The sequence below is a fragment of the Pseudomonas sp. ML2-2023-3 genome (genome assembly GCF_037055275.1).
Taxonomy (GTDB): Bacteria; Pseudomonadota; Gammaproteobacteria; order Pseudomonadales; family Pseudomonadaceae; genus Aquipseudomonas.
In genome coordinates this window covers 3,483,537-3,508,669 of sequence record NZ_CP146343.1, presented here as the reverse complement: position 1 = coordinate 3,508,669, position 25,133 = coordinate 3,483,537, and the positions used below count along the sequence as shown (strand labels likewise).

Below are 25,133 nucleotides of genomic sequence, written 5' to 3'. Positions count from 1 at the left end.
TGTGCTCAGTGAAGAGTGACCGCCCGGCGACTTTCGCCAATCCTGATCCTGTCCAGCGCACGGTTCAAAGCATCCAGTGCATCGATCAGGGCTTTGGCCTCGGCTACCCGATCCTCTCCCCACAGGCGCTCAGCCATTTTGTTCAGGGCCTGAATTGAGCGTTCTATGTCTGCTGCGGTTACGGCCGGGGTCTCTGCGGGTTGCTTCTTCTTTGGCATTATCTGGACTTCTTGGGCACGGGCTCGATGAGCCTTGCATTCAGGCATGGCTCATCAACCGGACAGCCAACAGGTGACTTCAACCCCCCTCCGTAGGCAAGGGGGGGAATGGATGCAGGCAATTGTACTGGCTTGCTCGCGTAACAACAGGATGGGAGCTTCCCCATTGCGCTTGCGAGACCTCTGGGTTTCAACAGGCATATAAAATGCCTGCGATTTATGTGCAGGCGAGCCGCGCAACGAGACTGAAAGCCGTTAGCGGCTAATGCGGATTTTTTTGTGTGTCACTTCACAAACAAATGTACCCGTGTTCCCGCGGAGAACGTACAGGGTGGCCCTGTAAAAGGCAGAAGGGCGCGTGCAGTGCAGATCACGCAGCTTGCGGTAAGCCCACTTCCACCCTCGTTTAGTTGTGGCGCTCATATGCTTCTTCCTTGAATGGCATTTTTAACTAAGTCTAACAGTACATTAAAAAATAGAATGCTCCCTTACTTTGGTATTTTCATCTGCTGAACACGAATGTGTGAAAGAGTTAACTGTTATAGGTTTTTTTGGATGTATTAAATTATCATGTTAATCCAAAGAGATACTGCGCTATTTTGGTGCGTACAATAAATTCATACAGTAATAAAACTGTCTTTAGTCCAGCGTTGTTCAATGTGTGCCGTCAAATAGTCCAGGAACGCTTTGACTTTTGGCGTCATGGCGGCGCGATCCTGGACACACGCATAAATATCCAGGGGTTCTGCGCAGGACTCGGTTGATTCATGGCTACTTTCAAGCAGTGTCACCAGTCGACCTGACTCGATAAAGGGGGCCGCCAGGAACTCGGCAAGGCGCGCAATCCCTGCGCCGTGAATCGCCATTTGAGTCAGCGCATCGATATCATCACTGATCGCGGTGACGTTGAGCGCTGCGTAGTAGTGCTGGCCTTCGCGGATAAACCCCCAGCGCAGGAAGCGCCCGTCCAGCGGGTAGCGGAAGGCCAGGCAGGCATGCTGCTGGAGTTCCTCGGGGGTACGGGGGGCACCGGCTCGGGCCAGATAGGCCGGGGAGGCGCAGATGATGAAAGGAACGGAAGCGATCTTGCGCGCAACGATGCCTTCTTCCAGTTGCGGCTTGATCCGCAGGCTCAGATCAATGCCGTCCTGGATATGATTGATCTTGCCATCGGTGGTACACAGCTCGAGGGTCAAACGCGGGTAACGGTTAGCAAAGCCCGCAACCAGAGGGGCCAGCACATGCCGTCCGAATGCGGATGTCGACGCAATGCAAAGCCGCCCTTGAAGTTCAGTTTCTCCAGCGCTGATGGCCCTGTGTGCTGACTCCAGGTCGGACGCGATATGTCGCACCCTTTCATAGTAAGTCGCTCCCTGCTCGGTGAGCGCCATGCTGCGTGTGGTGCGTTGCAGCAGGCGTGTGCCGAGATGTTCTTCCAGCCGATTGATGGTCTGGCTGACGGCCGCTGCACTAAGACCAAGATTTTTGGCTGCGCCTGCGATGGAGCCGGTTTCGACCACTTTGATAAAGCTGGTAATTGCCGCTAGCAGATTCACTGTGGGGGGGCTCATAAAGGCTATTCGTAAGTTTTTATTTATAAAGTAACTGTCGATAGGCGTCTAGTTGCCGGTTTTTGATCTTGTTAAGGTGCATGACTCCTGAAAATGAAGCTGGATAAGGTCCCATATGACATCAAAAGTAACTGCTGAAACCCCGATTTCGAAACGTCTGAAACTCTCTGTACGGGCTACGCCCTACGTTTTCGCGTTTTACATGTCGACGATCATGGCCTTCCTGATGTCGTTGGTGATTACGGCGGCAAACGCCGGTATTGAGCACGATTATCTAAGCAATGTGCTGCATGCCTATCAACTGGCAATGCCTGTCGCGTTCCTGTGCATTCTGGTGGTGCGGCCGATTGTGGTGAGGCTGGTGTCTTTTACGGTTCATCCGCACCGTTAGTCCAAAAAGGCTTTTTATGACCTGCGGCAAGGGCGCTGTCGAAAAAGGCTGCTTAACTGCATCAATGATTTTAGGGGCTGCCACTCGGGGTGCACCTGAGTGGCAGTGCTGATTATTTTTTGATCAGGTAAAGGATGGCCATCATGAAAGCGCTCACTTATCTGGGGCCTGGCAAAAAAGCCTGGGCCGATATCCCCCAACCGGTCATCGACAAACCGACCGACGCCATTGTTCGAATCCTGCACACCACCATCTGCGGCACAGACCTGCACATTCTCAAGGGCGATGTGCCTGAAGTTACCCAGGGGACAGTCCTGGGTCATGAAGGGGTGGGAGTGGTCGAAGCGGTCGGCTCTGCCATCCGCAACTTCAAGCCCGGTGATCATGTGCTGATTTCCTGCATCACCTCCTGTGGCAGCTGTGCAAACTGTCGGCGTCAGATGTACTCCCATTGCGCCGATGGTGGCTGGATCCTGGGGCACACCATTGACGGGACGCAGGCCGAATATGTGCGCATCCCCCATGCCGACAACAGTCTCTATCCGGTGCCGGCAGGTGTGGATGAGGAGGCGTTGGTGATGCTGAGTGACATCTTGCCAACCGGGTTCGAAATTGGCGTGCTTGCCGGCAAGGTCAAGCCGGGTGACAGCGTGGTCATCGTCGGTGCAGGACCGGTGGGCATGGCGGCGCTGCTGACGGCGCAGTTCTATTCTCCGGCCCAGTTGATCATGGTGGATGGCGACACCAATCGACTTGAAGTCGCACAGCGCTTTGGCGCGACGGATGTGATCGATATCACGACCCAAAACGCAGTTGAACGCATTTTCGAGCTGACCCACGGGGTCGGTGTGGATGTCGCGATCGAAGCAGTGGGTATTCCTGCCTCCTTCGATACCTGCCAATCGGTTATCGCACCGGGGGGTAGCATTGCGAACGTGGGTGTCCATGGAAAAAGCGTTGAACTGCACCTGGAAAAGCTATGGATCCAGAACGTCACCATCTCGACCGGGCTGGTTAATACCAATACCACCCCCATGCTGATGAAAACCGTGCAGTCCGGGAAAATCGATGCCGGGAAGTTGATTACTCACCGCTTTGCGCTGTCTGACATTCTCCAGGCGTATGAGGTGTTCGGGAACGCGGCAAAAGAGAAGGCAATGAAGGTCATTCTTTCTCAATAATGCACGTTAAAACAGCGTCGATTATATCGGGGCTGTTTTAACGGTTCGGTACATGAATGGCGGATTTATAGACTGGCCGCTGCTCGCGTTAGTGTGCCTCTTGTTTGTTCGGTTAACTTGAGCTCAAGGGGTAAAGTGATGTTTTAAAGAGGATGATTTTTCTGTTATTTTTGACAGAAACATCATTCGATACTATGTTTTTTGCGGCACAACACATGTTATTGAATCTTTGACAATAGGGATATTTGCATATGAAGAAGCACATTCTGTTAATGGGCGCTGTGGGTCTGGCTGCACTGTCAACACTGGCTCAGGCTGAAACCAAACAGCCCGTCGCAAAATGGACGTGCGCGGATTTCCTGGCAGTGGATGAAAGCTTCCAGCCGACCGCTGTCGGCCTGGGTGAAGCCATCAACAAGAAGGGCAAAGTTGAAGATGCGGTGCTGGACGTGGACGGTATCGCAAAAATCACACCTCTGGTCGTGACTGCCTGCAAGGAAACCCCAAAAGAATCCTTCGTCTCCAAGCTCAAGGCTGAGTGGGACAAAGTCAAAAAAGACGTGTAACCCGCGCCTGGCCTGTACTTCGCAAGAGTACAGGCTACTTCTCTGTACGATGGCCCCGTCAGTGGCTAAAAACATCCCCGCCTTTGTGAATTTCCTTCGCTGTTACCCCTCTACATGAAGACAGGCCTGCCTTGCTGGTCAGAAGGGCGTAGTAGACTACGCTGGTTTTATTTTTATCTGTCGGGGGATCCTATGTTAATCAGGTCATTAGCCGAGCTCGATCGTATACGTGACGAGTGCCGGTCCATGGTCACCAAGCGCTCGGCAGTTTCTGCAGGTGCGGCTGCAATCCCGATACCCGGGCTCGATATCGGTACCGATGTCGCATTGCTGGTTGAAATGCTGCCGGCTATCAACAGCAAATTCGGCTTGACCCCCCACCAGATCGAGCAGATGGACTCACGGTCCAAGCGCCTGATTGTGGTAGCGGTCACCGGGATTGGCAGTGAGGTGATCGGCAAATTCATCAGCCGAACGCTGGTCATGTCTCTGGTGCGCAAGATGGGCGCAAAAGTGGCAACCAAGTCAGTGATTCGCTTTGTCCCGTTTGTAGGGCAGGCGGTGGCGGCAACCATCAGTTTTGGCGTGATGAAACTGGTCGGCAATGGCCATATCGAGGATTGCTATCAAGTGTGCCGCGAAGCCCTCCTGGCGCAGGCGAGGGAGTCAACGGTGATCGAGATTGGCCCTGAAACCGATGCCTGACACGTTTTGTTATCTTTGAAACCGAACCTGTGACGTGCTTGACCCTCAAAGCTACACGGTCGTGCAAAAAGCGGAGGACGTGATGAACGGTGTCAGATCCAGTCTGTTGTTTCTATTGATAGGCGGCGTACTTGCCTTCCAGGCACAGGCACAAACGTTTTCGAACCCTGGGGCCCGCCCAACACTTGCGGGCCATGCTGGGCTAATGGCGCAAAACACCTTGCCAGCCAACACGCCGCCTGCCAACAACGTCATCCGCCGCATCAATCCAAACAGCCGGCAAGGCACGGGGGCTTCCGTGCCAGGCGCAACAGGTCCCTCTACAGCTCCCACGCTGCGAACCCCTTCAATCGAGAACGGCAAGATCGGTAATGGTTATCCACGTAGCCAGACACCGCCAGCGACCGTCAAGCCCACCGCGCCGTCGTTACAGCCCAGAGACAAACCTCAATAGAACAAGGAATAGCTAATGTTGAGAAAAACCTTGCTGGCCACTGTGTGCGCCGCTTCGCTACTCAATATTGCGTTCACGGCCCATGCCGATGCGCAGAAGACGTTTATTTCCGAGTCTGGAACTGTCACCGCAACCCCGGTCGTCGAGGGGCTTGATCATCCTTGGGCATTGGCGTTTCTGCCCGATAAACAGGGCATGCTGGTCACCGAGCGGCCGGGAAATCTTCGCGTTGTGAGCCCTGATGGAAAGCTGTCTGCACCGGTATCCGGTGTCCCGCAGGTGTGGGCCAAAGGGCAGGGCGGCTTGCTCGATGTAGTGCTGTCGCCCAGTTTTGCAGAAGATCGCCTGGTGTATTTGTCTTACGCAGAAGGCGGTGAAGACGGTAAAGCAGGAACCACCGTCGGCCGCGGGCGCTTATCGGAGGATTTGACCCGCTTGAGCAACTTTGAAGTGATCTTCCGTCAGGAGCCAAAACTCTCTACCGGTAATCACTTTGGCTCGCGCCTGGTGTTCGACCGGGACGGCTATCTGTTTATCGCCCTCGGGGAAAACAACCAGCGTCCGACATCCCAGGACCTGGACAAACTGCAGGGCAAAATTGCGCGTATTTTTCCTGACGGGCGCATTCCCAACGACAACCCTTTTGTCGGCAACAAGGACGTGAGGCCAGAAATCTGGTCGTACGGCCATCGTAACCAGCAAGGCGCCGCCCTCAATCCCTGGACCGGCACCCTGTGGACTCACGAGCACGGCCCAAAAGGGGGAGACGAAATCAACCTGATCGAGCGTGGTAAAAACTATGGCTGGCCGCTGGCTACCCACGGGATTGACTACTCGTCGGAACCTATCTCCGAAGCACAGGGCAAAACCGTCGAAGGTACTGTGGGGCCCCATCATGTCTGGGAGAAATCCCCCGGCATTAGCGGTATGGCCTTCTACGATTCGGACCGCTTCAAGCCATGGCAGCACAACCTGTTTATTGGCGCACTTGCAGACAAAGACCTCATCCGGCTGCAGCTGAGAGATGGCAAGGTGGTGCATGAAGAGCGGTTGCTGGGAGATCTGAAGGCACGTATCCGCGACGTTCGCCAAGGTCCGGACGGCTATGTGTATGTACTGACCGACGAGGATGATGGCGTGCTGTATCGGGTAGGGTTGCAATAACCGTCAATCAAGGCGGGAGCGGGCAAGCCCGCTCCCGCAATGACACTTATTCGCTCACGGCCTGCTTGATCTGCTTGGACGCAGACCAGATCCGGTAACGCACTTCGATGTCCTTGGGGACGTAGACCACGATAGGCAGTTTGCTGTTGTAGCGCAGCATGAAGCCATCACCGACTACCGGAACAAACTCGGGATGTGCCTTGCCTTCGGGGCAGGCCATCATCGTGCTCATGGGGCCTGTGACCTTGTTCAGGCGATACATCGGATAGCCCCAGCCCTTGAGGGTTTTTTCTTCCAGCTTGCCGCCCAGGCGCTGCTGGTTGCAGTCGACCTGTAATGTCTTGCCCGCAATGATCTGAACCTTGTAGTCGTCTTCATTTTTCTGTTTTGGCAGATTAATGACCTGGCGGCTAAAACCCGGTTCGGCTTTAGGGTAGGGGGCGACGTCTTCCAGTTTGGCTGCGTTGGCCACACTGCACAGCGTACTCAGGGAGAGTAATACGGCTGCGCTGATCACCAGTGGTTTCATGGTGCTTTCCTTAATTCAGAGCTGAAATGTACATCCAGAAGAGTTAAACAAGGTGTCTGGATCAAGCTCAGACAACCAATAGTGCATTAAAGTGCAAAACAGACCCCTTGGTGTGGATAGATTACTTCGCGCCAATGTCGAACTGCCAGTAAACTGCCTTTTTTCCTCCGAATCATTAATTTCCCGAGGTTTTGCATGACACTCAGTCCTCTTGCGGGCAAACCGGCCCCGGCTCAATTGCTGGTCGACATACCGCGACTGGTGACCGCTTATTACACCGGTCAACCCGATGCATCGATCGCCACCCAGCGTGTCGCCTTTGGTACATCCGGACACCGTGGCAGTTCGTTCGAGCTGAGCTTCAATGAGTGGCATGTATTGGCCATTAGCCAGGCCATATGCCTCTACCGTCAGATGAAGGGCATCAATGGTCCGTTGTTTGTCGGTATCGACACTCACGCGCTGTCGACTCCAGCGGGCGCCAGTGCCCTGGAAGTGTTTGCGGCCAATGGCGTCGAAACCATGATCGCCGCTGACGATGAGTACACGCCGACTCCGGCCATTTCTCACGCAATTATCTGCTACAACCGTGGCCGCACCACCGGCCTGGCAGATGGCGTAGTGATTACCCCGTCGCACAACCCGCCAGAAAGCGGTGGTTTCAAGTACAACCCGCCTAACGGTGGCCCGGCCGATACCGATGTCACCAAATGGATTGAAGCCAAGGCCAACGAACTGCTCGCGGCCAGATTGGCCGGGGTCAAGCGCATCAGTTACGAGCAGGCGCTCAAAGCCAGCACGACGCATCGCCATGACTACCTGAACACCTATGTTGCCGATCTGAAAAACGTGATCGACATGGACATCCTTCGCGGCGCCAACTTGCGCCTGGGCGTTGATCCCCTGGGTGGCGCAGGTGTGCATTACTGGTCCGCGATCGGCGAACACTACGGCTTGAATCTGGAAGTGGTGAACACCACGGTCGATCCGACTTTCCGTTTCATGTGCGTGGACTGGGATGGCCGGATCCGCATGGACCCGTCCTCCAGCTATGCCATGCAAGGTCTGATCGGGCTTAAAGAGCGTTTCGACGTGGCCTTCGCCTGTGACCCTGATCACGACCGCCACGGCATTGTCACGCCATCAGGCGGCCTGTTGGCGCCGAACAACTACCTGGCGGTGTCCATCGACTACCTGTTCCAGAATCGCCCGCAATGGCGCGCTGATGCTGCGGTGGGCAAGACCGTGGTCAGCAGTGGCCTGATTGACCGCGTAGCTGCACGCCTGGATCGCCGCTTGTATGAAGTGCCGGTGGGCTTCAAGTGGTTTGCCGATGGCCTGTTCGAAGGTTCGCTGGGCTTTGGCGGCGAAGAAAGTGCCGGTGCCTCGTTCTTGCGCCTGGACGGCAGCGTCTGGTCCACTGACAAGGATGGCCTGATTCCGTCGCTATTGGCCGCAGAGATGACGGCTCGTACAGGTCGCGATCCGTCCCAGTTGTACCAGAAAATGACCGAAGACCTCGGTCTTCCGTTCTCGACCCGGGTCGATGCCAAGGCAACCCCGCAGCAAAAAGCGCTGCTGGGCAAATTGTCACCTGATCAAGTCAAATCCACGCGCCTTGCCGGTGAAGACATTACCCGGATTCTCAGCCATGCCCCTGGCAACAATCAGGCAATCGGCGGGCTCAAGGTCATGACCGAAAACGGCTGGTTCGCTGCACGTCCTTCGGGCACTGAAGACATCTACAAAATCTACGCCGAGAGCTTTATCGGCGACGAGCACCTGAACCGACTGGTTGAGGAAGCTCAAGTGCTGGTAGACACCGCCATCGCGTAACACCCGCAAAAAAAAGCCTGGCCCCGCAATGGGGCCAGGCTGCTTGAAGGACCAGGCTGGCAGGTATCAGCCTCTGGTACTGAGTTGCACCACTTGTTGCATGTTTTCGTTGCAGGCACGGGCCTGCTGGAGCATGGCTTCGAACGGCGCGCTCATGATCTCGTCATGACTCAACCAGCTGTGTTTTTGCGTGATGGAGTACTGGTAGCGGTATTTATCCTTGCTGCGTTTGCTGCTCAGTTCCATATCAAACCACGGTGAGTTCACCTTGCAGGACTTGATTTCCTTGCCGACCTTGGCGCCCGAAAGTGTGATGTCGTAGGTCAGTTTCTCTGGATCGGCCATGTACAGGTCAGCCAGTTGCCCGGTGCGGCGATAGTTCATCAAGCTGTCCCAGCGCTCGCTCATGAATGCCGGCTTGTAGATCTGCTGCCCGGACAGGTTCTCCAGTGCACGAAGGTTGGTCAGGGTGGCGTGTACCGTGTAACGCTCGGGCACCACAAAGCCGGTTTTATCCCGACTGATCTTGCAGTCAGTGATCTCTTTGCCAAAGTGGTTGCACAGGTTCAGGTCGGTAGCACTGACCCCCGAATCAGTGTCGGCGTAGCTGAGTTGCATCAGCGTCATCTGCCCCATTTCGACTTCAGCGGTGGTGCGAGCCTGGCCATCGCGATTGAAGTGCTCAAACTTCTTCACGTCCATGCTCAGGCTCGGTTGCTCTTCAGGGATGTAATCCTGGCGCACCTTGCCATCGGCATCGATGACCAGCGCCCAGCGATTCTGGATGTCAGGCATGCTGCGGCCCGGCAAGAACACGGGGTTGGTCGGATCAAGCCACCAGACCTGGCCATTGACTTCAGCCCGCACGATGGCGTGATTGGCTGAACTGGTACCAGGCAACAACAGGCCCAGCGGGTTGGTGCCCCGGCTGACCCAGGCTGTTTGGGCGGTGATGCCGCTGGCTTTCAACATGGCGGTCAGCAGTACCGAAAGGTCCTTGCAGTCGCCGTAGCCACGGTCTTCGATCTCGCCCAGGGTGAACGGCACGTAACCGCGATCAGTGGCGCGCCAGTCGCCCATGTAGCGGTATTGATCATGGATGTATTGCATCAGCCCGGATACTTGTTGGGCGGGCGGTAGCCCCTTGAGCCCTGAAACGGTCTTGGCGGCGCTCGCAGGCAGCCCGGCAGTCACGATTTCGTTGTAGCGTTTGGCGAGGTTGCCAAAGTGATCCTGTACCTGGCTGGAGCTGCCGATTTCAACCCGGGGCATCTGGCGGATGTAGGCGTTGCCGGCCTCATTGATGTAATTCACGAAGCGCGGTTTTTTCTGCTCGATCACGAGGGTCTTGTTGTCGGCAGACGGGGTGAACGTGAAGTCTTCCATCATCTCGCTGCGCCACACAATCGGCTGCTCGGCGGTAAACGTGCTTTTAAAGCCATCCGAGCGGGCAGGGGACGGGCCAAACGTCATGAGGTAATGGAAGTGGTCCATCAGCGGCTTGCCCACCGTATGCTCGCGTACGGTGTAGGAGAGCTCGGTACCAATGCGCAGGTTCGGGAAAGCAATCGAGGTCTGGCTGGCCCGCAGGAAACCTTTGTCCGGGTTAGGCGCCATGCGCGTGTCGATTTGGGATTGAGCCAGGGCCACCGGCTTGGCCCCGGGTTGTGTGGATTGAGCGTTGATGATTTCCAGTTGATCCGTTTCAGGGAAACTGAAGTCGATACGTGACAGCATCTCTCGGCCATTGTTGGTGAGGATGGTGTAACGGTAGGTCGTGGTGCAATCGGTGCTGGTGTCTTTGTTGAAATGGCAGGTTCTTTGCGTTTCGCCCGCCAGGGCAGCCTCTGACTCTGGTTGCAATGCCGCGAAAGCCGGCAGGCTGACGATCCCCAATGTTGCGCAAATCAATGATTTGCTGAAAGTAAAGCGGTGCATGAGCGCCTCAGGTTATTCCCTTAAAACAGCACCCTGCGACGTTTTAATGTTTTTGAAATAGCGTTAGAGGGTGCTGCGCGAGTAGCGGATGATAATCGATCGCAACTGTATTTTCTACATTGTCGAACAATTAACACCGCTGAAAGGCCCGCGCTAGAGCATTTCACCTGTGTTTTAAGCGGCAGGGAGAGGCTGGCAGACGTCAACCCACTGCGCGTTGACCAGGTCGGCCATGCGCGACGGGCAAATCTTTACGGCAGTGTGAGTGGCCCCGGCCGCGGGCATGACTTCAGTGAAGCTTTGCAGGGAAATGTCGCAGTAAACGGGCAATTCAGTCGCCAGCCCGAAAGGGCAGACGCCCCCCACAGGGTGGCTGGTGAGTGCGACGACCGTTTCGGCGTCCAGCATTTTGGCTTTGCTGCCCAGGGCGTCTTTCATTTTCTTGTTGTCGATGCGTGCATCACCCCGTGCCACCAGCAAAACATTGCGTTCGCCGACTCGAAAGGCCAGGGTTTTAGCAATTTGACCGGGCTCAACGCCATGGGCTTCGGCAGCCAGTGCGACCGTCGCCGTGCTCGTGGTCAATTCGATGATGTGCAGGTCGGGGGCGTTGGCGTGAAAAAAGGCGCGTACGGATTCAAGGCTCATCGGGCTAGGCTCTTTGGGCAAAAGCCTGAATCTAGAGAAGCCGATGGCGCACTGTCAATGCGCCACCGGTCAAGGGGCGGTTAAATATCCAGAATGATCTTGCCGAAATGCTGGTTGGTTTCCTGGTACTTGAACGCCTCGACCATGTCGGTCAGAGGGAAGTGACGATCAATCACCGGGTGCATGCCGTTGGCATTGATCGCACGAACCATGTCTTGCTGCTGGCTGCGGCTGCCGACGAGTACCCCTTGCAGGCGAACTTGCTTGATCAGCATCGGTACAAAGTTCATCGCGCCGCTGACACCGCTGAGGATGCCAATGATCGAGATATGCCCGCCAACCCGAATGGCGATCATCGACTGCTCAAGGGTCGCAGGGCCGCCAACTTCAATGATGTGGTCGACACCGCGGCCACCGGTCAGGGCCAGGGCTGTCTCGCCCCAGAGCGGGTCTTTGCGGTAGTTGATGACATGGTCTGCGCCCATGGCTTTCAGGCGCTCCAGTTTCTCGTCGCTGGAGGAGGTGGCGATCACCGTGGCACCGGCCATTTTGGCGAATTGCAGGGCGAAAATCGAAACGCCACCCGTGCCTTGAATCAGCACCGTGTCACCCGGCTTGAGGGAGTCATCGGCCATCAACGCGCGCCACGCAGTCAGGCCTGCGGTGGTCAGGGTCGACGCCTCGGCGTGGCTCCAGCCGGTGGGTGCCAGGGTGAACGATGTAGCTTTGGCGGTCACTTGCTCGCGGGCATAACCGTCGATGCCATCGCCGGGTACGGTAACGAAACCTTCAACCAGCGGGGTGCCGGCGATCCATTCCGGGAAAAAGGTGCTGACCACCGAATCGCCGACCTTGAACTCGCTGACATCCGCGCCCACTGCAATCACTTCACCTGCACCATCGGCCATGGGAATGCGCTTTTCGCTGGGTCCCCACATACCGCTTACTACTGCAAAATCGTGATAGTTCAATGAGTTGGCGCGCAAACCTACAGTGATTTCACCACGGGCCGGCGCACTGACTTCGCTGCTGCCAACGACTACATTGTGATAACCGCCGCCAGGTTGGACGAAGATGGTTTTAGTGCTCATGGGATTCCCTCATGTTTTTACATTGCGCGAAATAACGAAATGTATAGGTAAAAATTACAACTCGATTTTCAGCCTAGCTGCAAAGTCATCGATTGCCTGTTCATTGCGTCGATAGTACGTCCACTTGCCAATGCGCGTAGTCAGGACAAAACCTGCACGTTGCAAAATGGCCAGGTGCGCTGACGCCGTAGAAGGGGACAGCCCGGCCTTGTGCTGCAAATGGGTCACGCACACGCCAATCGCGGGATCACCGTGATCCTGAGGCGGGAAATTGCGGAGCGGGTCTTTGAGCCACTCCATCATTTGCATGCGAGTGTCATTACCCAAGGCTTTGAGTTGTTCAAGAATCATGAGGCTGATACTACGCTTTTTTCCGAAATGTTCAACCGGCGGTGATGCCATCGCGGGCAAGCCCGGTTCCCACGGGTCCGTGTTGTTATCTGACAGGGCAACTGTGGGAGCGGGCTTGCTCGCGATGCAGGCAATGGGTTTTACCTGAAGCACCGCTGTAATTAGGCTCCGTTCCCCAGTAAACACACCCCGCGACAACCGGCCGCACGTAGGGCGGATGTTTTGCAATTGCGGGATCAATCCTGTATTTGTTCCGCCATTGAGCCAAGGCTCGTCTGTTTTTTGAATCTGCCCATCAGGAACCATGATGCCTAACCAGTTCCCCGCCGTTCGTCCGCGCCGCCTGCGCCGCTCCCAGACCCTTCGCGACATGTTCCAGGAAACCGAATTCAGCCTGAACGACCTAGTGCTGCCGATTTTCGTCGAAGAAGAGATCGACGACTTCGTGCCCATCACCAGCATGCCTGGCGTAATGCGTATTCCTGAGTCGAAACTGGCCGGTGAAATCGAGCGTTATGCCCGTGCGGGCATCAAGTCGGTGATGCTGTTTGGTGTGTCTCACCATCTGGATGCCACCGGCAGCGATGCAATGCGTGAAGACGGGCTGGTGTCGCGCATGGTGCGCATCAGCAAGGATGCTGCGCCGGACATGATCGTCATGAGTGACACCTGCTTCTGCGAGTACACCTCCCATGGTCATTGCGGCGTGATGCACGACCACGGTGTCGACAATGACGCGACCCTGATCAACCTCGGTAAACAAGCTGTAGCGGCTGCCGCTGCCGGCGCGGACTTTATCTCGCCATCGGCCGCAATGGACGGTCAGGTGCAGGCTATCCGCAGCGCTCTGGATGGTGCCGGTTTTATCGATACCTCGATCATGGCGTACTCCACCAAGTTCGCCTCGGCACTCTACGGCCCGTTCCGTGAGGCGGGCGGCAGCGCCCTTACCGGCGATCGCAAGTCGTACCAGATGAACCCGATGAACCGCCGTGAAGCGATTCGCGAGTCCCTGCTGGACGAGCAAGAGGGCGCAGACGTGCTGATGGTCAAGCCTGCCGGTGCTTACCTCGACATCATTCGCGATATCCGCCAGGCCTCGCATCTGCCTTTGGCGGCGTACCAGGTCAGCGGTGAGTACGCGATGATCAAGTTCGGCGCTCAGGCGGGTGCCATCGACGAAGCACGTGTGGTGCGCGAAAGCCTGGGTTCGATCAAGCGCGCCGGTGCTGACATGATCCTGACTTACTTTGCAATGGATCTGGCCTTGCAGGGGATCTAAGCTGCAGGCGGCAAGTCGGGAGTCGATCGCGTTGCCCGGGCTTGCCGCCAACCCACAAAAGGAATTTACCCATGCCAGACGCTCGACTCGAACGAATCCTGATCACCAACGATGACGGCATCGACGCTCCGGGCCTTGCAGTGCTGGAGGAAGTGGCCCGCGAGTTGGCGGACGAAGTCTGGGTGGTCGCACCGGATCATGACCAAAGCGGTATTTCCACGGCCATCAGCATTCATCACCCGTTGCGCGTGACAAAACGCGGTGAACGGCGCTTTTCGGTATCCGGGACACCTGCGGACTGTGTCGCAATGGCCTTGCAGCAGTTGATGGACAAACCACCGAAGCTGTTGCTCTCAGGTATCAACAAAGGCGCCAATCTGGGGGTTGAAACGCTGTTTTCCGGCACCGTTGGGGCTGCGATGACCGGTTTGCTGATGGGTGTTCCGTCCATAGCCTTGAGCCAGTACTTCACCCGTCGCAGTTTTGTACGCTGGGACACCGCTCGCGCCTTGGCCCCTGGTGTGATCCGGCAGTTGCTGGGCAAGGGCTGGGAGCAATCGGCGTGCCTGAACATCAATTTCCCGGACGTTCCGGCGGATGAAGCCGGGCCGATACAAATCACTCGCCAGGGTGCCGGCCGCATGGATGGGGTGGACGCGATAGAGCGAACCGATTTTCGTGAGGCCAGGTATTACTGGCTCAGTATCACTCGCCATCAGCACCCTGAAGCGGTTGACACTGAGACCCAGGTCGTGACGCAGGGCGGGGTTTCGGTCACGCCGCTGGAGTTTGATCGCACCGCCATTTCCCTGCGTGAGCAACTGCGTACAGCGCTTCAATCGATTTAAGCCCAATGCTCCGGGTCATCGACGATGGCCTGGTGCCCTTCAAGCACTTTCGGTATTTCCTGCTTGAGAAACTCGACCCAGGTTTTGACCTTGGCATCCAGAAACCGCCGGGAAGGGTAGAGCGCGTAGATGCTTTTTTCGTGCAGCCGATACTGCGGCAGCAGGCGTACCAAAGAACCGCGCTGATAAGAACTGACGGCCACGTAGTCGGGCAGCAGGCACACGCCAAGCCCGGCCTCGGCCGCTTGGGCCATTGCCTCGGCGACGTTCACCTGAAAGATGTTGCCGGGGCGGATGACTTGCTCGCCCTCAGCATCGCGAAAGGTCCAGCTGTCGGTAAACAGGGGGTCAACCAGGTGCAGGCAGCGGTGCTCGTGCAGATCGTCCGGGGTTTTCGGAACTTCCCGTCCCTTCAGGTAGGAGGGCGCGGCACTGATGACACTGAAGATACTGCCCAGGGGTTGGCCGATCAGCTCCGAGTCCGGCAAGTTGGCAGACAGCGTAATCACAACGTCATGGCCTTCTTCGAGCAAGTCCGGCTGGCGTTGAGAAAGCGTCAGGTCGACATTGACCTGCGGATAGAGCTCTGTGTAGCGGGCCACCAGAGGTGCCAGCAACTGGATGCCAAGCCCTGTGGTGGATTGCACCCGTAAATGCCCGCGGGGTATCAGGTGCGCCCCAGCCGCTTCGGCATTGGCGTCTTCGATTTCCCCCAGGATCATTCGGCAGCGCTCCAGGTAGCGTGCCCCTACCTCGGTCAGTGCCAGGCGTCGCGTGCTGCGCTGCAACAGCCGGGCTTGCAGCGAAGACTCCAGTTCAGACAGCAAGCGCGAGGTTTGCGCAGTGGAATATCCCAATACCTGCGCCGCAGCGGTGAAGCTGCCCGTTTCGACGACGCGCACGAACACGCGCATTGCCTGAAAAATATCCATCCTGATTATTACCCCACACGTAAGCGTGCTTTTTTGTGGTGGCAATAATTACACAGACCACGCGGGTATGCCTTCGTGAAATGGGTATTTTGCGAAGGCATCGTAAGACAATCCAACTGTTTTTTATAAAATATGTAAGATCATTCTTATAAAAGATTAAGAACAATCTTAAATTTAACATGAATCTCGGATATTGCTTTGTGGTCTGTCATTTTTGTCGTTCTATAAGCACTCATTTGCAATGAGTGCGAATTTCTCCTTGAGACAACCTGTAAAGCACGGACTTTTTCTGTGTGCGTGCACACCCGGCAGCCAGTTGACAACGCTAAGAAACAAGGTGGATTTACTTGAACCTCCGTCAGGATCTGCAACTTAAAAACATTAACGCCGAGATAGATTTCTTTGATTTGCTTCACTCGTTTTGGCAGCAAAAAAAGTTAATTGGTTTAACCATGGCAATAGTTGGGGCTCTAGCCTTTGGCTATGTTTCATTAACGCAACACGTCTATCGAACCAGTAGTGTGTTGCGTCCTGCAGCCGTTAATGAACTTGATGCCCTCAACCGTTCCGGGATCTACACACTGCCAGCTGCAGACGCCTTGCTTAAAGTTGGCGCGGCGCTCGAGTCCTATGAAAACCGGCTGAATTACTTCAAATCCCATCAGGACTTTTTCAAGCCGCTGGAAAAGCAAGGGAGCACCCTTGAACAGAGTTTTGAAGCATTCAGCCGTGACGCAATGACGGTGAGCCGGCCTGATCCGAACAAGGCAAGCGAATTGAGTCCGTTTATAAAAATGGAGCTTATTTACCCGGAAACTCTCAATGGCGTTGAGATTCTTAACGGCTTTGTTGAGTACGCAATTAATATTCAGCGACAGCAAATCAGTGCTGATCTCAAGATTATTATTAGTAATCGGCTTGGGGAGCTGGAAACAAAAATCAATTCTGCCCGTTCAAGCTATCACGTTCAAAAAGAAGGAAAAATCGCTGCGTTAGTCGAGTCGGACAAACTGAAGCGGGCAACCTTGGGTGATGAATTGAGCGCCTTGCGCATGCAGCTCAAAATTCAGCGAGATGCGCGCATCAATCAGCTGAATGAAGCGATTTCCATCGCAAAGACACTGGGCATCAAACATCCGACCACGCCCGCGGCAATGGCTGATGCAGCACAGGGGGCGTCTTCCAGGCTGGTACGTACTGAAATCACGTCCCAGGGTATTCCGCAGTACTTCATGGGCTCCGATGCCCTGGAGGCAGAGCGTGCCGTGTTACTCAAGCGAACAACGGACGATTTTACGGACTTGCGCGTTTCGCAGGTTCGTAAAGATATGCAACTGCTTGAAGTTAATCGCGAGGTCGAGTTGCTCGGTAAACGCTCAAATGAAGATGTGTTTCTCAAGGATATCGAACCTTTACGGGCCGAAGTCTACCGCCTTGAGAATCTGCACACTGACATGAGCAACCTGGGTCTGGTGAGTGTTGATCGCAAGGCCCAGGCTCCGCTTGATCCGATCAAGCCCAAAAAGGCACTGATAGTGGTACTGGGAGTGATAATGGGCCTGATGCTTGGCCTTATGATTGCGACCACTCGCTGCCTCATGAATCGCCGCCGGCAAATGATCTAGGCCAATACAGCTACCGATTTGATCTGTGCCCAAAGCGACTGCCCGACACTCAGCCCGAGCTGGTCCCGCGAGTAACGGGTTATCCGTGCCAGCAAGGCTGTACCGCCGGCATCAAGGCGTACCAGGACATGGGCCTGATTGTCAGCTGGGGTTTCGCCCACGACAGTCACACGCAGGCTATTGAGGATGCTGCTGTGCTCGCCAGGGCTCAGGCTAAGGCTGATGTCCCGTGCCTGGACCTTGACGCGTAACGTCTGGCCGATGGCCATTGAGGCATGGGCGACTCTCAACAGCTCGGTGCTGCCGGGCAATTGCAGGGTCAGCAGTTGATAGGGGTGGTTGTAATCACGGACCTTGCCTTCAATCACTACTCCGGCGTCATCCCCCCGTGCGAGGGGCAGATCCAGCCTGGCCAGGGTTTCGCCAGTCGGGCCGCTGGCAAGTACCTTGCCCTCACTGAGCAGCACAATGTGGTCCGCCAGGCGCGCAACTTCATCCTGGGAGTGGCTGACGTACAGCACCGGGATATCCAGTTCGGCGTGCAAACGCTCCAGATAGGGCATGATTTCACCCTTGCGCTGGCTGTCCAGCGCGGCCAGGGGCTCGTCCATCAGCAGCAGCCTTGGACTTGTCAGCAGCGCCCGGGCGATGCCCACCCGTTGACGTTCACCTCCTGACAGATTGTTCGGTGCGCGCTCCAGCAGGTGGCTGATTCCCAGCAACTGTGTGGCGTGAGCCATATCAACCCGTTGTTCCTTGAGCGCAATGCGGCGCAGCCCGAACTCCAGGTTGGCCCGCACAGAGAGATGGGGAAACAGGCTTGCTTCTTGAAAGATATATCCCAGCGCCCGCTTGTGCACCGGGGCAAAGAAACCTGTCTGGCTGTCTTGCCAGACTTCATCGTTGATCTGCACATAGGCGTTGCTGGCACGCTCAAGCCCGGCAATACAGCGCAGGCAGGTGGTTTTGCCCGAGCCGGAATGACCATAGAGCGCGGTCACACCCTTGCCTGGCAGTTGCAGATCCAGGTCCAGGGCAAAACCGGGATAACTGTGCTGCAGCCGAAGGTTGATAGAGGACATTTTCAGCTCCAGCCGGTTTGAGATTTGCGGCTTGAATACAGCGCCAGTAGCACCAGGAAAGAAAACACCACCATTGCGCCCGCCAGCCAGTGTGCCTGTGCGTATTCCAGCGCCTCGACGTGGTCGTAGATCTGCACCGAGACCACCCGGGTTTTTTCCGGGATGTTGCCGCCAATCATCAGCACCACACCAAACTCACCGACGGTATGGGCAAAGCCCAAAATCGCGGCGGTGATAAAGCCGGGCCTGGCCAGGGGCAAGATAACGGTGAAAAAGGTATCCCACCGATTTGCCCGCAGGGTGGCAGCCACTTCAAGCGGCCTTGGGCCAATGGCCGTGAATGCGTTCTGCAAAGGCTGTACGACAAAAGGCATGGAGTAAATCACCGAGCCAATCACCAGTCCGGCAAAACTGAAGGTCAGGGTGCCGAGCCCCAGGAATTGGGTGAATTGCCCGATGTAGCCGTGGGGCCCCATCGTCAGCAGCAGGTAAAAGCCAATGACGGTGGGCGGCAACACCAGAGGCAGTGCCACGATCGCCCCGATGGGGCCACGCAACCGTGACCGGGTATGCGCCAGCCACAGTGCGATGGGAGTGCCGACAATCAGCAAGATAACAGTGGTCAATGACGCCAGTTGCAGGGTCAGCCAGATCGCAGCAAAGTCAGCACTCGTGAGCGGCATTTAGAGATGGTAACCGTAGGATTGGATGATGGCAGTGGCTTTGGGGCTTTTCAGGTAGTCAGCCAGGGCCTTGGCGGCAGGGTTGTTCTCGCCTTTTTTGAGGATAACGGCATCCTGCCGGATCGGGTCATGCATCACCTCGGGGACTATCCAGGCAGAGCCGCTGCTGACTTTGCCGTCTTTGTAGATCTGCGACAAGGCTACAAAACCCAGTTCGGCATTACCCGTGGAAACAAACTGATAAGTCTGGGTGATGTTCTGGCCTTCAACGATCTTGGTCTTGACTTTATCCGTCAGCCGTAACTTGGCCAGTACCTGAGTGGCCGCCAGCCCGTAGGGCGCAGCCTTCGGGTTGGCGATGGACAAGTGTTTGAACTGATTGGCCAACAATGTTTTGTCAGTGCCATCAATGTAACCCTCTTTGGCCGACCACAGTGCCAGGGTGCCAATCGCATAGGTAAAGCGCGAGCCGGGGACGATATCTCCTTCTTTTTCAAGCTTCTCTGGCGTGGTGTCATCGGCTGCTAAAAACACCTCGAATGGCGCACCATTTTTGATCTGGGTATAGAACTGTCCGGTGGCGCCGTAAGCTGCAATCAATGTGTGCCCGGTGTCTTTCTCAAAATCCCTGGCAATGGCCTGGATCGGCGCCGTGAAATTGGCGGCCACTGCAACCTGCACCTCATCCGCCTGGACAGAGGTGTATGCAAGGCACCCGATCAATGCTGCCAGCGCTGTGGGAATAAAGGGGCGGGCACGAACATTCATGACAAAACTCCATTAGAGACGGGGGGGCAGCCCATGGCTATCAAATTGTTTTGGGCGCTGGAAAGATATCCGCTATATAAAAATATATACAGCGCTTTATAAGGTCCTGCGGCAAGGGGAGGACTGCGGGGTCTGAAAAGCGGCTTAGCCAGCCTGGCGCAGGGTGATATTGATCCGCTGTTCACCCAATAACGAATGGTGTCCGGGTTTGATGGGCATCACGCCGTGAAAGCGCAATCGATCGACACCTCCCCACACCATGATGTCGCCGTGGAACAGAGAAATACGCTGGCTCGGGTCGCTTCGCTCAAACCCGCCGAACTGAAAAATTGCTGGCAGCCCCAAGGAAATCGACACGATGGGCGCACTGAACGAGCGCTCGTTCTTGTCCTGATGCAGCGACATCCTGGCGCCCGGGTCATAGGCGTTGATAAGGCAGGCATCGGGTACGAAACCCTTGAAACCTGCAGTGTTGGCTGCAGCCTCGGCCAGTGCCAGGAAGACACCCGGCATGTCCGGCCAAGGACAGGCGTTCAGGGGGTCGACAGGGCTGTAGCGGTAACCATCGCGATCAGTCGTCCATCCCAAATCACCGCAACTGCTCAAACGGGCGGACATGGTAAAACCGCCAGGTGTCTGCATCTGGCGCAAGGGTGATTGGAGCAAGACTGAATCGATGGCCGTCAGCAGCTCTTTGATTGCGGGCAGGGCAAACCCGCGGAGCACAAACGCCTGGTCGCTGATGCGCTCGACACGGGCGGGCTGTTGCAGGTCCTGCTCGGCAAACAAGTCCATGGACTTTAGAGCGCCTTGCTTGCCTTGATATCGGTGATGACATCGTCGGCATCGCTGTGGATCTTCTCAAGTGCTTCGCGGGCTTCAGTTTCCGAGCCAGTCTGAAGCTGGGCAAACTCGAAGCGGCGTTCGCCATTGAGTTTGTACTTGATGACGTACTTGGTGGTTTGCACGGTAATTCCTGCCTTGGTTTAGCGAAGTTTGGAGCTGGAGCGACGCACGATTTTAATGGTCGGCTGGAAGCTCGGCTTGCGGGTTACGCTGATTGCCCGGCTGGTGACGGTGTCAATGGTGATGTTCCAGAAACCGGTGCTCGGTGCAGTGATTCTGGCCGGAAAATCTTTGAACGCGCCGCCGTGGTAGGAGTGGCGCCCACCGTTCTTGAAACTGCGAAAGTGCGCATCGCTCATCAGGCGGATGTTGCAAGGTTGGGAGCACTCGATGACTACAATGTCATCCTCGTTGAGGTGCTCACGCTGGTGAATAAATTTCATTTGGGCTCCAGAATGGGAATCTGCTTAAAAATCAGCACGATAGCATGTGCTTTAGTCCAGTCAGGGGGCTAAAGCCGAGTATTATGCCGTGATGCAGGTGAGTTTGACGTAAAACGTGGATAATCCGCCACTATTGAGTATTTATTCACTATGCCCAGGGAGAAATCCTGAATTTCTGCTGTCGTAGGGTCTTTAACGGAGAACGTATATGAAGTGGGGCGTACTAGCGGTGGTGCTGGCTTTGGGTGGTTGTGCATCCGTCACGGATATTGAGCAGACTCTTCCCACCATGAGTGTGATTTCTGGCAAGAAGCCTGATGCTTACGCTCAATGCCTGGTGCAGCAACTGTCCAACACGCGCAGGGCACCACAGATAGAACCGCACAAGGAAGGATTTCGAATCATCGTCCCGCAAAAGCTGACGTCTAATCCTACTGCGGTCATTGATATAGAAGAACGCTCCGGTGGTAGCAGCATCAAGGTCTACGAAAGCATGTCGAATGTGCCGGTTCGACCGGGCGACATCCGCAAGGCCGCTACACACTGTATTTCAGGCGAGTGAGCGGGCGTTTCAGTCAGCGCTCCACAGCCCCCCGAACCTGACAACTGTCTTGCGCGGTGTCAGGTTTTTTTTCGCCTCGCGTTCGGATCAGGCTCAATTCAATGTTGTGAGGGGCAGGGAAGTCTCCTAGGCTCTATGTGCTTATATTTTGTAGGCCTAAGCTTATAACAATAATGGAGTGGCCATGATTCCACTTAAACCAACGCTTCTTGGCAGCCTGATGTTGCTCGTCTTCACCCACGTTCAGGCGGCGCAGCCGTCCCCAAACATCTACCTGCAAGGTGGAGCCCTGCCGGGCGCTACCGCCTGCGTGGCATGCCACGGGGCAGATGGCATGGGGCTTGCGCCAGCCGGTTTTCCGCGACTAGCCGGTATTTCTGCCGACTACCTGAGCAAGCAGTTGCACGATTTTCAAAGCGGCAAACGGGTCAGTCCCGTGATGCAACCGCTGGCCAAGGCGCTGACCGACCAGGAAATAACGGCTGTCACCACTGCCATCGCGGCGATGCCAGCACCTGAAGTGCCTGCCATCAATCGTAGCAGCATGCCCACGTCCCTGGGCGAAAAACTGGCCCTGCGCGGCGCCTGGGATCGGCAGATCCCTGAGTGTGTCAGTTGTCATGGGCCTGGCGGGGTGGGGGTGGGGAGTGCTTTCCCGCCATTGGCCAATCAACCTGCGTTGTACCTGACGGCGCAGTTGAATGCGTGGCGAGAGGGCACCCGGCACAATGATCCCAATGACTTGATGGGCCATATCGCCAAGGCCATGACCGAGGATGAAATCAAGGCGGTGTCCGAGTATTTCGCCAATGTGGGTCACAAGGAGGTTTCCCCATGAAAATGCTGACGCCAGTGTGTGCCATTTCGATCTTCCTGAGCTCCGGGGCTTATGCCGCGACCATTGCGATGGAAGACCAGTCCCAGATTCAGACACCCGCCACAGCCGATCAGGCTACGGTCTATTTTCAACCGCCACTGCAAAGTGAATTGCCGGACAACGCCTACGGCAAAATGGTCCTGGACGGCTACGCCCTGTTTGTCGACACGAAACGCCAGGCACCGCAATTTGTGGGCAACGGGCTTAACTGCACCAATTGCCACCTGGACCAGGGCCGCATGGCCAATTCGGCACCACTCTGGGGCGCTTACCCTATGTACCCGGCGTACCGAAAGAAGAACGACAAGGTCAACACCTTTGCCGAGCGCTTGCAGGGGTGTTTTCAATTCAGCATGAACGGTGGCACGCCTCCAGCGGCCGACAGTAGAGAGATCACTGCGCTGTCGACCTATGCCTACTGGCTTTCGACCAAGGCTCCTACGGGGGTTGAGTTGCCTGGCCGCGGATACCCGGACGTACCCGAGCCTGAAGGGGGTTACAACCTGACGCGCGGTGCGGCGGTGTACAAGGATCAATGCGCCATTTGCCACGGTGACAGCGGACAAGGGCAGAAGTCGGGAGGGGACTACGTAATGCCGCCGCTGTGGGGCAAAGATTCATACAACTGGGGGGCGGGCATGCACCGGATCAATACCGCTGCCTCGTTCATCAAACACAATATGCCGCTGGGCAAGGCCAACAGCTTGAGTGACCAACAAGCCTGGGATGTGGCGGCGTATGTAAACACCCACGAACGGCCGCAGGATCCGCGGTTGGTTGAAGGATCAGTGGAAAGAACCCGGGTCAAGTTTCACGCCAATGACGGCGTCAATGCTTATGGCCAAACCATTAATGGGGTGTTGATCGGTCAAGGCGTCAAGTAATCCCTGAATGCCGCTAAAGCCACGGGCTTTAGCGGCATCAGCCGAGTCTTGTCGGCAAGCTATTTGCAAGCCACCACGATATTTCGGCTGTTGAAATTACCGACGTCGACGCCCAGTGTCTTGTCGCGCTCTTTGACTGCAGGCGAGCCATCAGTGCCAATGATGGTATAGCCGGTGCCGGCACAAGAGGCTTCCGCTTTCTCGTAGCACTTGGCCCACGACATGGCTTCGCCAGAGCAGTCTATGCTCAATCCTTGCTTGCCGTCGGCCAGGTAGGTATTGGACGCTGTGGCACAACCGCCCAATGTAACCAGTACGAGTAATGTCAGAATGTTTTTCATCGAGGTAGTGTTATCACGTCAGTAGGATTAGTTTGATTTGTTGCGTCGGCGAGCAGGTGGGGCAGGCTGGTCCTGGAAAACCGAGGCAACTTCAGAGGCAACCTGTTGCGAGTCAAATGGACCTGCAACGTTTTCACCGGATGCATTAAACACGCACCACTCGCCCTTTTCGTTGGGCTTGATTTCATAACCATTGACGCTGATTGTTGCGGACATCGAAGAACTGCCTGATTGCCTGGATTAATGGCCTGATGATAGCGCAAGCGCAACACGGGTGTTGCTAAACACGACCGACCAACACTCAAAATCAAAGGCAAAGGAACTAACGCTCAAAATATTTATCTAGGTTGGCATCAGTTTGCTATCGAGAGGCATTGTAACGTCGATGCCGCCTGATTAGACTGCGCCAAAATTGGAACGTACAGCCCTTTAAAGGACTCATATGATCAAGAAATGCTTGTTCCCAGCAGCCGGTTACGGCACTCGCTTTTTGCCAGCGACAAAGGCCATGCCTAAAGAAATGCTGCCGGTGGTGAACAAGCCACTGATCCAGTACGGGGTTGAAGAAGCACTGGACGCTGGCTTGACTGAAATTTCCATCGTAACGGGCCGTGGCAAGCGCGCTCTGGAAGACCACTTTGACATCAGCTACGAGCTGGAAAACCAGATCAAGGGCACTGACAAAGAAAAGTACCTGGTGGGTATCCGTCGTCTGCTGAGCGAGTGTTCGTTCTCTTACACTCGTCAAACCGAAATGAAAGGCCTGGGTCATGCGATTCTGACCGGTCGCCCACTGATCGGCGACGAACCCTTTGCCGTAGTACTGGCGGACGACTTGTGCGTCAACCTGGAAGGCGACGGCGTCCTGACGCAGATGGTCAAGCTGTACAACCAGTACCGCTGCACCATCATCGCCATCCAGGAAGTTGATCCTGCAGAGACCAACAAGTACGGCGTGATCGCTGGCGACCTGATTGGTGATGACCTGTACCGCGTGCGCAACATGGTTGAAAAACCGGCACCTGAAGATGCACCGTCGAACCTGGCGATCATCGGTCGTTACATCCTGACCCCGGACATCTTCGATCTGATCAAACAGACCGAGCCAGGCAAAGGCGGTGAAATCCAGATCACCGACGCCCTGATGAAACAGGCGCAAAACGGTTGCGTGATCGCGTACAAATTCAAAGGCCAACGCTTTGACTGCGGCGGCGCTGAAGGCTACATCGAAGCAACCAACTTCTGCTTCGAAAACTTCTACAAAACCGGCAAGGCTTACTAATTAGCGCCGAGTTGTAGAGAGCTTCAAGAGAAAGC

29 protein-coding genes are annotated in these 25,133 nt (G+C 55.8%); 13 read left to right on the top strand and 16 right to left on the bottom strand.

Annotated elements, in window-relative coordinates:
- Nucleotides 1-5 precede the first annotated feature (5 nt).
- Together V6P94_RS16075 and V6P94_RS16070 are read right to left on the bottom strand one after the other, a co-directional pair.
- Nucleotides 6-218, bottom strand: a complete 213-nt coding sequence (locus tag V6P94_RS16075; protein ID WP_133078050.1) for a hypothetical protein — start codon at nt 216-218, stop codon at nt 6-8.
- Nucleotides 219-835: 617 nt separating this feature from the next.
- On the bottom strand, nt 836-1,774 hold the full coding sequence (locus tag V6P94_RS16070) for a LysR family transcriptional regulator (protein WP_326399076.1): 939 nt from the start codon (nt 1,772-1,774) through the stop codon (nt 836-838).
- A gap of 130 nt (nt 1,775-1,904) precedes the next feature.
- Here V6P94_RS16070 and V6P94_RS16065 point away from each other — a divergent pair, with 130 nt between their 5' ends.
- The 5 genes from V6P94_RS16065 (at nt 1,905) to V6P94_RS16045 (ending at nt 6,250) form a co-directional block, all read left to right on the top strand.
- Nucleotides 1,905-2,180 (top strand): DUF2798 domain-containing protein, encoded by a 276-nt coding sequence (locus V6P94_RS16065; RefSeq protein WP_133078052.1) that lies wholly within the window; start codon nt 1,905-1,907, stop codon nt 2,178-2,180.
- 143 nt (nt 2,181-2,323) lie between these two features.
- Complete coding sequence (locus V6P94_RS16060) at nt 2,324-3,361, top strand: zinc-dependent alcohol dehydrogenase family protein (RefSeq protein ID WP_338647678.1); 1,038 nt, start codon at nt 2,324-2,326, stop codon at nt 3,359-3,361.
- A gap of 251 nt (nt 3,362-3,612) precedes the next feature.
- Nucleotides 3,613-3,927: an acid-activated periplasmic chaperone HdeA gene (gene hdeA, locus V6P94_RS16055; protein ID WP_133078054.1), complete on the top strand. Its 315-nt coding sequence runs from the start codon at nt 3,613-3,615 to the stop codon at nt 3,925-3,927.
- A gap of 246 nt (nt 3,928-4,173) precedes the next feature.
- Complete coding sequence (locus V6P94_RS16050; RefSeq protein WP_257622878.1) at nt 4,174-4,632, top strand: hypothetical protein; 459 nt, start codon at nt 4,174-4,176, stop codon at nt 4,630-4,632.
- Nucleotides 4,633-5,101: 469 nt separating this feature from the next.
- A complete protein-coding gene (locus V6P94_RS16045; protein WP_326397915.1) occupies nt 5,102-6,250 on the top strand; it encodes a PQQ-dependent sugar dehydrogenase in 1,149 nt (382 codons plus the stop codon).
- Between the two features lie 46 nt (nt 6,251-6,296).
- On the opposite strand, the gene eco is transcribed toward V6P94_RS16045, so the two are convergent.
- Nucleotides 6,297-6,779, bottom strand: coding sequence for a serine protease inhibitor ecotin (gene eco / locus V6P94_RS16040; RefSeq protein WP_133078057.1), 483 nt, complete (start codon nt 6,777-6,779; stop codon nt 6,297-6,299).
- 195 nt (nt 6,780-6,974) lie between these two features.
- Here eco and pgm point away from each other — a divergent pair, with 195 nt between their 5' ends.
- A complete protein-coding gene (gene pgm / locus V6P94_RS16035) occupies nt 6,975-8,615 on the top strand; it encodes a phosphoglucomutase (alpha-D-glucose-1,6-bisphosphate-dependent) (RefSeq protein WP_219261855.1) in 1,641 nt (546 codons plus the stop codon).
- Between the two features lie 66 nt (nt 8,616-8,681).
- On the opposite strand, the gene V6P94_RS16030 is transcribed toward pgm, so the two are convergent.
- The 4 genes from V6P94_RS16030 to V6P94_RS16015 form a co-directional block, all read right to left on the bottom strand.
- Nucleotides 8,682-10,553: a DUF3857 domain-containing transglutaminase family protein gene (locus tag V6P94_RS16030; RefSeq protein ID WP_326397914.1), complete on the bottom strand. Its 1,872-nt coding sequence runs from the start codon at nt 10,551-10,553 to the stop codon at nt 8,682-8,684.
- A gap of 174 nt (nt 10,554-10,727) precedes the next feature.
- Nucleotides 10,728-11,201, bottom strand: a complete 474-nt coding sequence (locus tag V6P94_RS16025) for a YbaK/EbsC family protein (RefSeq protein WP_219261857.1) — start codon at nt 11,199-11,201, stop codon at nt 10,728-10,730.
- A gap of 80 nt (nt 11,202-11,281) precedes the next feature.
- Entirely contained in the window at nt 11,282-12,292 is a 1,011-nt protein-coding gene (locus tag V6P94_RS16020) for an NAD(P)-dependent alcohol dehydrogenase (protein ID WP_219261858.1), read from the bottom strand.
- A gap of 54 nt (nt 12,293-12,346) precedes the next feature.
- Entirely contained in the window at nt 12,347-12,643 is a 297-nt protein-coding gene (locus V6P94_RS16015; protein ID WP_133078106.1) for a helix-turn-helix transcriptional regulator, read from the bottom strand.
- Between the two features lie 307 nt (nt 12,644-12,950).
- Here V6P94_RS16015 and hemB point away from each other — a divergent pair, with 307 nt between their 5' ends.
- Together hemB and surE are read left to right on the top strand one after the other, a co-directional pair.
- The gene (gene hemB / locus V6P94_RS16010) at nt 12,951-13,925 is read left to right on the top strand and encodes a porphobilinogen synthase (RefSeq protein ID WP_133078062.1); all 975 of its coding nucleotides are present in this window, start codon (nt 12,951-12,953) and stop codon (nt 13,923-13,925) included.
- A gap of 71 nt (nt 13,926-13,996) precedes the next feature.
- Complete coding sequence (surE, locus tag V6P94_RS16005) at nt 13,997-14,773, top strand: 5'/3'-nucleotidase SurE (RefSeq protein ID WP_133078063.1); 777 nt, start codon at nt 13,997-13,999, stop codon at nt 14,771-14,773.
- Here the strand turns inward: surE and V6P94_RS16000 are convergent.
- The gene (locus tag V6P94_RS16000; RefSeq protein ID WP_133078064.1) at nt 14,770-15,705 is read right to left on the bottom strand and encodes a LysR family transcriptional regulator; all 936 of its coding nucleotides are present in this window, start codon (nt 15,703-15,705) and stop codon (nt 14,770-14,772) included. The genes surE and V6P94_RS16000 overlap by 4 nt on opposite strands.
- Nucleotides 15,706-16,052: 347 nt before the next feature.
- On the opposite strand from V6P94_RS16000, the gene V6P94_RS15995 reads away from it, so the two are divergent.
- Complete coding sequence (locus tag V6P94_RS15995; protein WP_338647671.1) at nt 16,053-17,330, top strand: GNVR domain-containing protein; 1,278 nt, start codon at nt 16,053-16,055, stop codon at nt 17,328-17,330.
- On the opposite strand, the gene modC is transcribed toward V6P94_RS15995, so the two are convergent.
- The 6 genes from modC to V6P94_RS15965 form a co-directional block, all read right to left on the bottom strand.
- Nucleotides 17,327-18,412, bottom strand: coding sequence for a molybdenum ABC transporter ATP-binding protein (gene modC, locus V6P94_RS15990; RefSeq protein WP_326397912.1), 1,086 nt, complete (start codon nt 18,410-18,412; stop codon nt 17,327-17,329). The genes V6P94_RS15995 and modC overlap by 4 nt on opposite strands.
- Nucleotides 18,413-18,414: 2 nt before the next feature.
- On the bottom strand, nt 18,415-19,095 hold the full coding sequence (modB, locus tag V6P94_RS15985; RefSeq protein ID WP_019822781.1) for a molybdate ABC transporter permease subunit: 681 nt from the start codon (nt 19,093-19,095) through the stop codon (nt 18,415-18,417).
- Entirely contained in the window at nt 19,096-19,863 is a 768-nt protein-coding gene (gene modA / locus V6P94_RS15980; protein ID WP_326397911.1) for a molybdate ABC transporter substrate-binding protein, read from the bottom strand.
- Between the two features lie 144 nt (nt 19,864-20,007).
- Nucleotides 20,008-20,658, bottom strand: a complete 651-nt coding sequence (alkB, locus tag V6P94_RS15975; RefSeq protein ID WP_338647667.1) for a DNA oxidative demethylase AlkB — start codon at nt 20,656-20,658, stop codon at nt 20,008-20,010.
- 5 nt (nt 20,659-20,663) lie between these two features.
- Nucleotides 20,664-20,831 (bottom strand): hypothetical protein, encoded by a 168-nt coding sequence (locus V6P94_RS15970; protein WP_219261862.1) that lies wholly within the window; start codon nt 20,829-20,831, stop codon nt 20,664-20,666.
- Between the two features lie 18 nt (nt 20,832-20,849).
- Nucleotides 20,850-21,152 carry a DUF1883 domain-containing protein gene (locus tag V6P94_RS15965; RefSeq protein ID WP_003445729.1) on the bottom strand — a complete coding sequence of 101 codons (303 nt, stop codon included), beginning with the start codon at nt 21,150-21,152 and terminating at the stop codon, nt 20,850-20,852.
- Between the two features lie 208 nt (nt 21,153-21,360).
- Here V6P94_RS15965 and V6P94_RS15960 point away from each other — a divergent pair, with 208 nt between their 5' ends.
- The 3 genes from V6P94_RS15960 to V6P94_RS15950 all read left to right on the top strand — a co-directional run bounded on the left by V6P94_RS15960 (nt 21,361) and on the right by V6P94_RS15950 (nt 23,475).
- Nucleotides 21,361-21,714 carry a hypothetical protein gene (locus V6P94_RS15960; protein ID WP_133078068.1) on the top strand — a complete coding sequence of 118 codons (354 nt, stop codon included), beginning with the start codon at nt 21,361-21,363 and terminating at the stop codon, nt 21,712-21,714.
- A gap of 184 nt (nt 21,715-21,898) precedes the next feature.
- The gene (locus tag V6P94_RS15955; RefSeq protein ID WP_338647660.1) at nt 21,899-22,552 is read left to right on the top strand and encodes a c-type cytochrome; all 654 of its coding nucleotides are present in this window, start codon (nt 21,899-21,901) and stop codon (nt 22,550-22,552) included.
- Complete coding sequence (locus tag V6P94_RS15950) at nt 22,549-23,475, top strand: c-type cytochrome (protein WP_326397908.1); 927 nt, start codon at nt 22,549-22,551, stop codon at nt 23,473-23,475. The genes V6P94_RS15955 and V6P94_RS15950 overlap by 4 nt, the downstream gene beginning before the upstream one ends.
- Before the next feature lie 59 nt (nt 23,476-23,534).
- Here the strand turns inward: V6P94_RS15950 and V6P94_RS15945 are convergent, their stop codons facing one another.
- Together V6P94_RS15945 and V6P94_RS15940 are read right to left on the bottom strand one after the other, a co-directional pair.
- Nucleotides 23,535-23,816, bottom strand: a complete 282-nt coding sequence (locus V6P94_RS15945) for a hypothetical protein (protein ID WP_133078071.1) — start codon at nt 23,814-23,816, stop codon at nt 23,535-23,537.
- A 27-nt stretch (nt 23,817-23,843) separates the two neighbouring features.
- Nucleotides 23,844-24,032, bottom strand: coding sequence for a hypothetical protein (locus V6P94_RS15940; RefSeq protein ID WP_133078072.1), 189 nt, complete (start codon nt 24,030-24,032; stop codon nt 23,844-23,846).
- A gap of 226 nt (nt 24,033-24,258) precedes the next feature.
- Between V6P94_RS15940 and galU the strand changes: the two genes are divergently transcribed.
- Entirely contained in the window at nt 24,259-25,098 is an 840-nt protein-coding gene (gene galU, locus V6P94_RS15935; protein WP_095029362.1) for a UTP--glucose-1-phosphate uridylyltransferase GalU, read from the top strand.
- Nucleotides 25,099-25,133: the final 35 nt, after the last annotated feature.

Coding starts and splice junctions, on each gene's coding strand:
- V6P94_RS16075 (WP_133078050.1), bottom strand. CDS start 218: ATGCCAAAGAAGAAGCAACCCGCAGAGACCCCGGCCGTAACCGCAGCA.
- V6P94_RS16065 (WP_133078052.1), top strand. CDS start 1,905: ATGACATCAAAAGTAACTGCTGAAACCCCGATTTCGAAACGTCTGAAA.
- V6P94_RS16060 (WP_338647678.1), top strand. CDS start 2,324: ATGAAAGCGCTCACTTATCTGGGGCCTGGCAAAAAAGCCTGGGCCGAT.
- hdeA (WP_133078054.1), top strand. CDS start 3,613: ATGAAGAAGCACATTCTGTTAATGGGCGCTGTGGGTCTGGCTGCACTG.
- V6P94_RS16050 (WP_257622878.1), top strand. CDS start 4,174: ATGGTCACCAAGCGCTCGGCAGTTTCTGCAGGTGCGGCTGCAATCCCG.
- V6P94_RS16045 (WP_326397915.1), top strand. CDS start 5,102: ATGTTGAGAAAAACCTTGCTGGCCACTGTGTGCGCCGCTTCGCTACTC.
- eco (WP_133078057.1), bottom strand. CDS start 6,779: ATGAAACCACTGGTGATCAGCGCAGCCGTATTACTCTCCCTGAGTACG.
- pgm (WP_219261855.1), top strand. CDS start 6,975: ATGACACTCAGTCCTCTTGCGGGCAAACCGGCCCCGGCTCAATTGCTG.
- V6P94_RS16030 (WP_326397914.1), bottom strand. CDS start 10,553: ATGCACCGCTTTACTTTCAGCAAATCATTGATTTGCGCAACATTGGGG.
- V6P94_RS16025 (WP_219261857.1), bottom strand. CDS start 11,201: ATGAGCCTTGAATCCGTACGCGCCTTTTTTCACGCCAACGCCCCCGAC.
- V6P94_RS16020 (WP_219261858.1), bottom strand. CDS start 12,292: ATGAGCACTAAAACCATCTTCGTCCAACCTGGCGGCGGTTATCACAAT.
- V6P94_RS16015 (WP_133078106.1), bottom strand. CDS start 12,643: ATGATTCTTGAACAACTCAAAGCCTTGGGTAATGACACTCGCATGCAA.
- hemB (WP_133078062.1), top strand. CDS start 12,951: ATGCCTAACCAGTTCCCCGCCGTTCGTCCGCGCCGCCTGCGCCGCTCC.
- surE (WP_133078063.1), top strand. CDS start 13,997: ATGCCAGACGCTCGACTCGAACGAATCCTGATCACCAACGATGACGGC.
- V6P94_RS16000 (WP_133078064.1), bottom strand. CDS start 15,705: ATGGATATTTTTCAGGCAATGCGCGTGTTCGTGCGCGTCGTCGAAACG.
- modC (WP_326397912.1), bottom strand. CDS start 18,412: ATGTCCTCTATCAACCTTCGGCTGCAGCACAGTTATCCCGGTTTTGCC.
- modB (WP_019822781.1), bottom strand. CDS start 19,095: ATGCCGCTCACGAGTGCTGACTTTGCTGCGATCTGGCTGACCCTGCAA.
- modA (WP_326397911.1), bottom strand. CDS start 19,863: ATGAATGTTCGTGCCCGCCCCTTTATTCCCACAGCGCTGGCAGCATTG.
- alkB (WP_338647667.1), bottom strand. CDS start 20,658: ATGGACTTGTTTGCCGAGCAGGACCTGCAACAGCCCGCCCGTGTCGAG.
- V6P94_RS15965 (WP_003445729.1), bottom strand. CDS start 21,152: ATGAAATTTATTCACCAGCGTGAGCACCTCAACGAGGATGACATTGTA.
- V6P94_RS15960 (WP_133078068.1), top strand. CDS start 21,361: ATGAAGTGGGGCGTACTAGCGGTGGTGCTGGCTTTGGGTGGTTGTGCA.
- V6P94_RS15955 (WP_338647660.1), top strand. CDS start 21,899: ATGATTCCACTTAAACCAACGCTTCTTGGCAGCCTGATGTTGCTCGTC.
- V6P94_RS15950 (WP_326397908.1), top strand. CDS start 22,549: ATGAAAATGCTGACGCCAGTGTGTGCCATTTCGATCTTCCTGAGCTCC.
- V6P94_RS15945 (WP_133078071.1), bottom strand. CDS start 23,816: ATGAAAAACATTCTGACATTACTCGTACTGGTTACATTGGGCGGTTGT.
- V6P94_RS15940 (WP_133078072.1), bottom strand. CDS start 24,032: ATGTCCGCAACAATCAGCGTCAATGGTTATGAAATCAAGCCCAACGAA.
- galU (WP_095029362.1), top strand. CDS start 24,259: ATGATCAAGAAATGCTTGTTCCCAGCAGCCGGTTACGGCACTCGCTTT.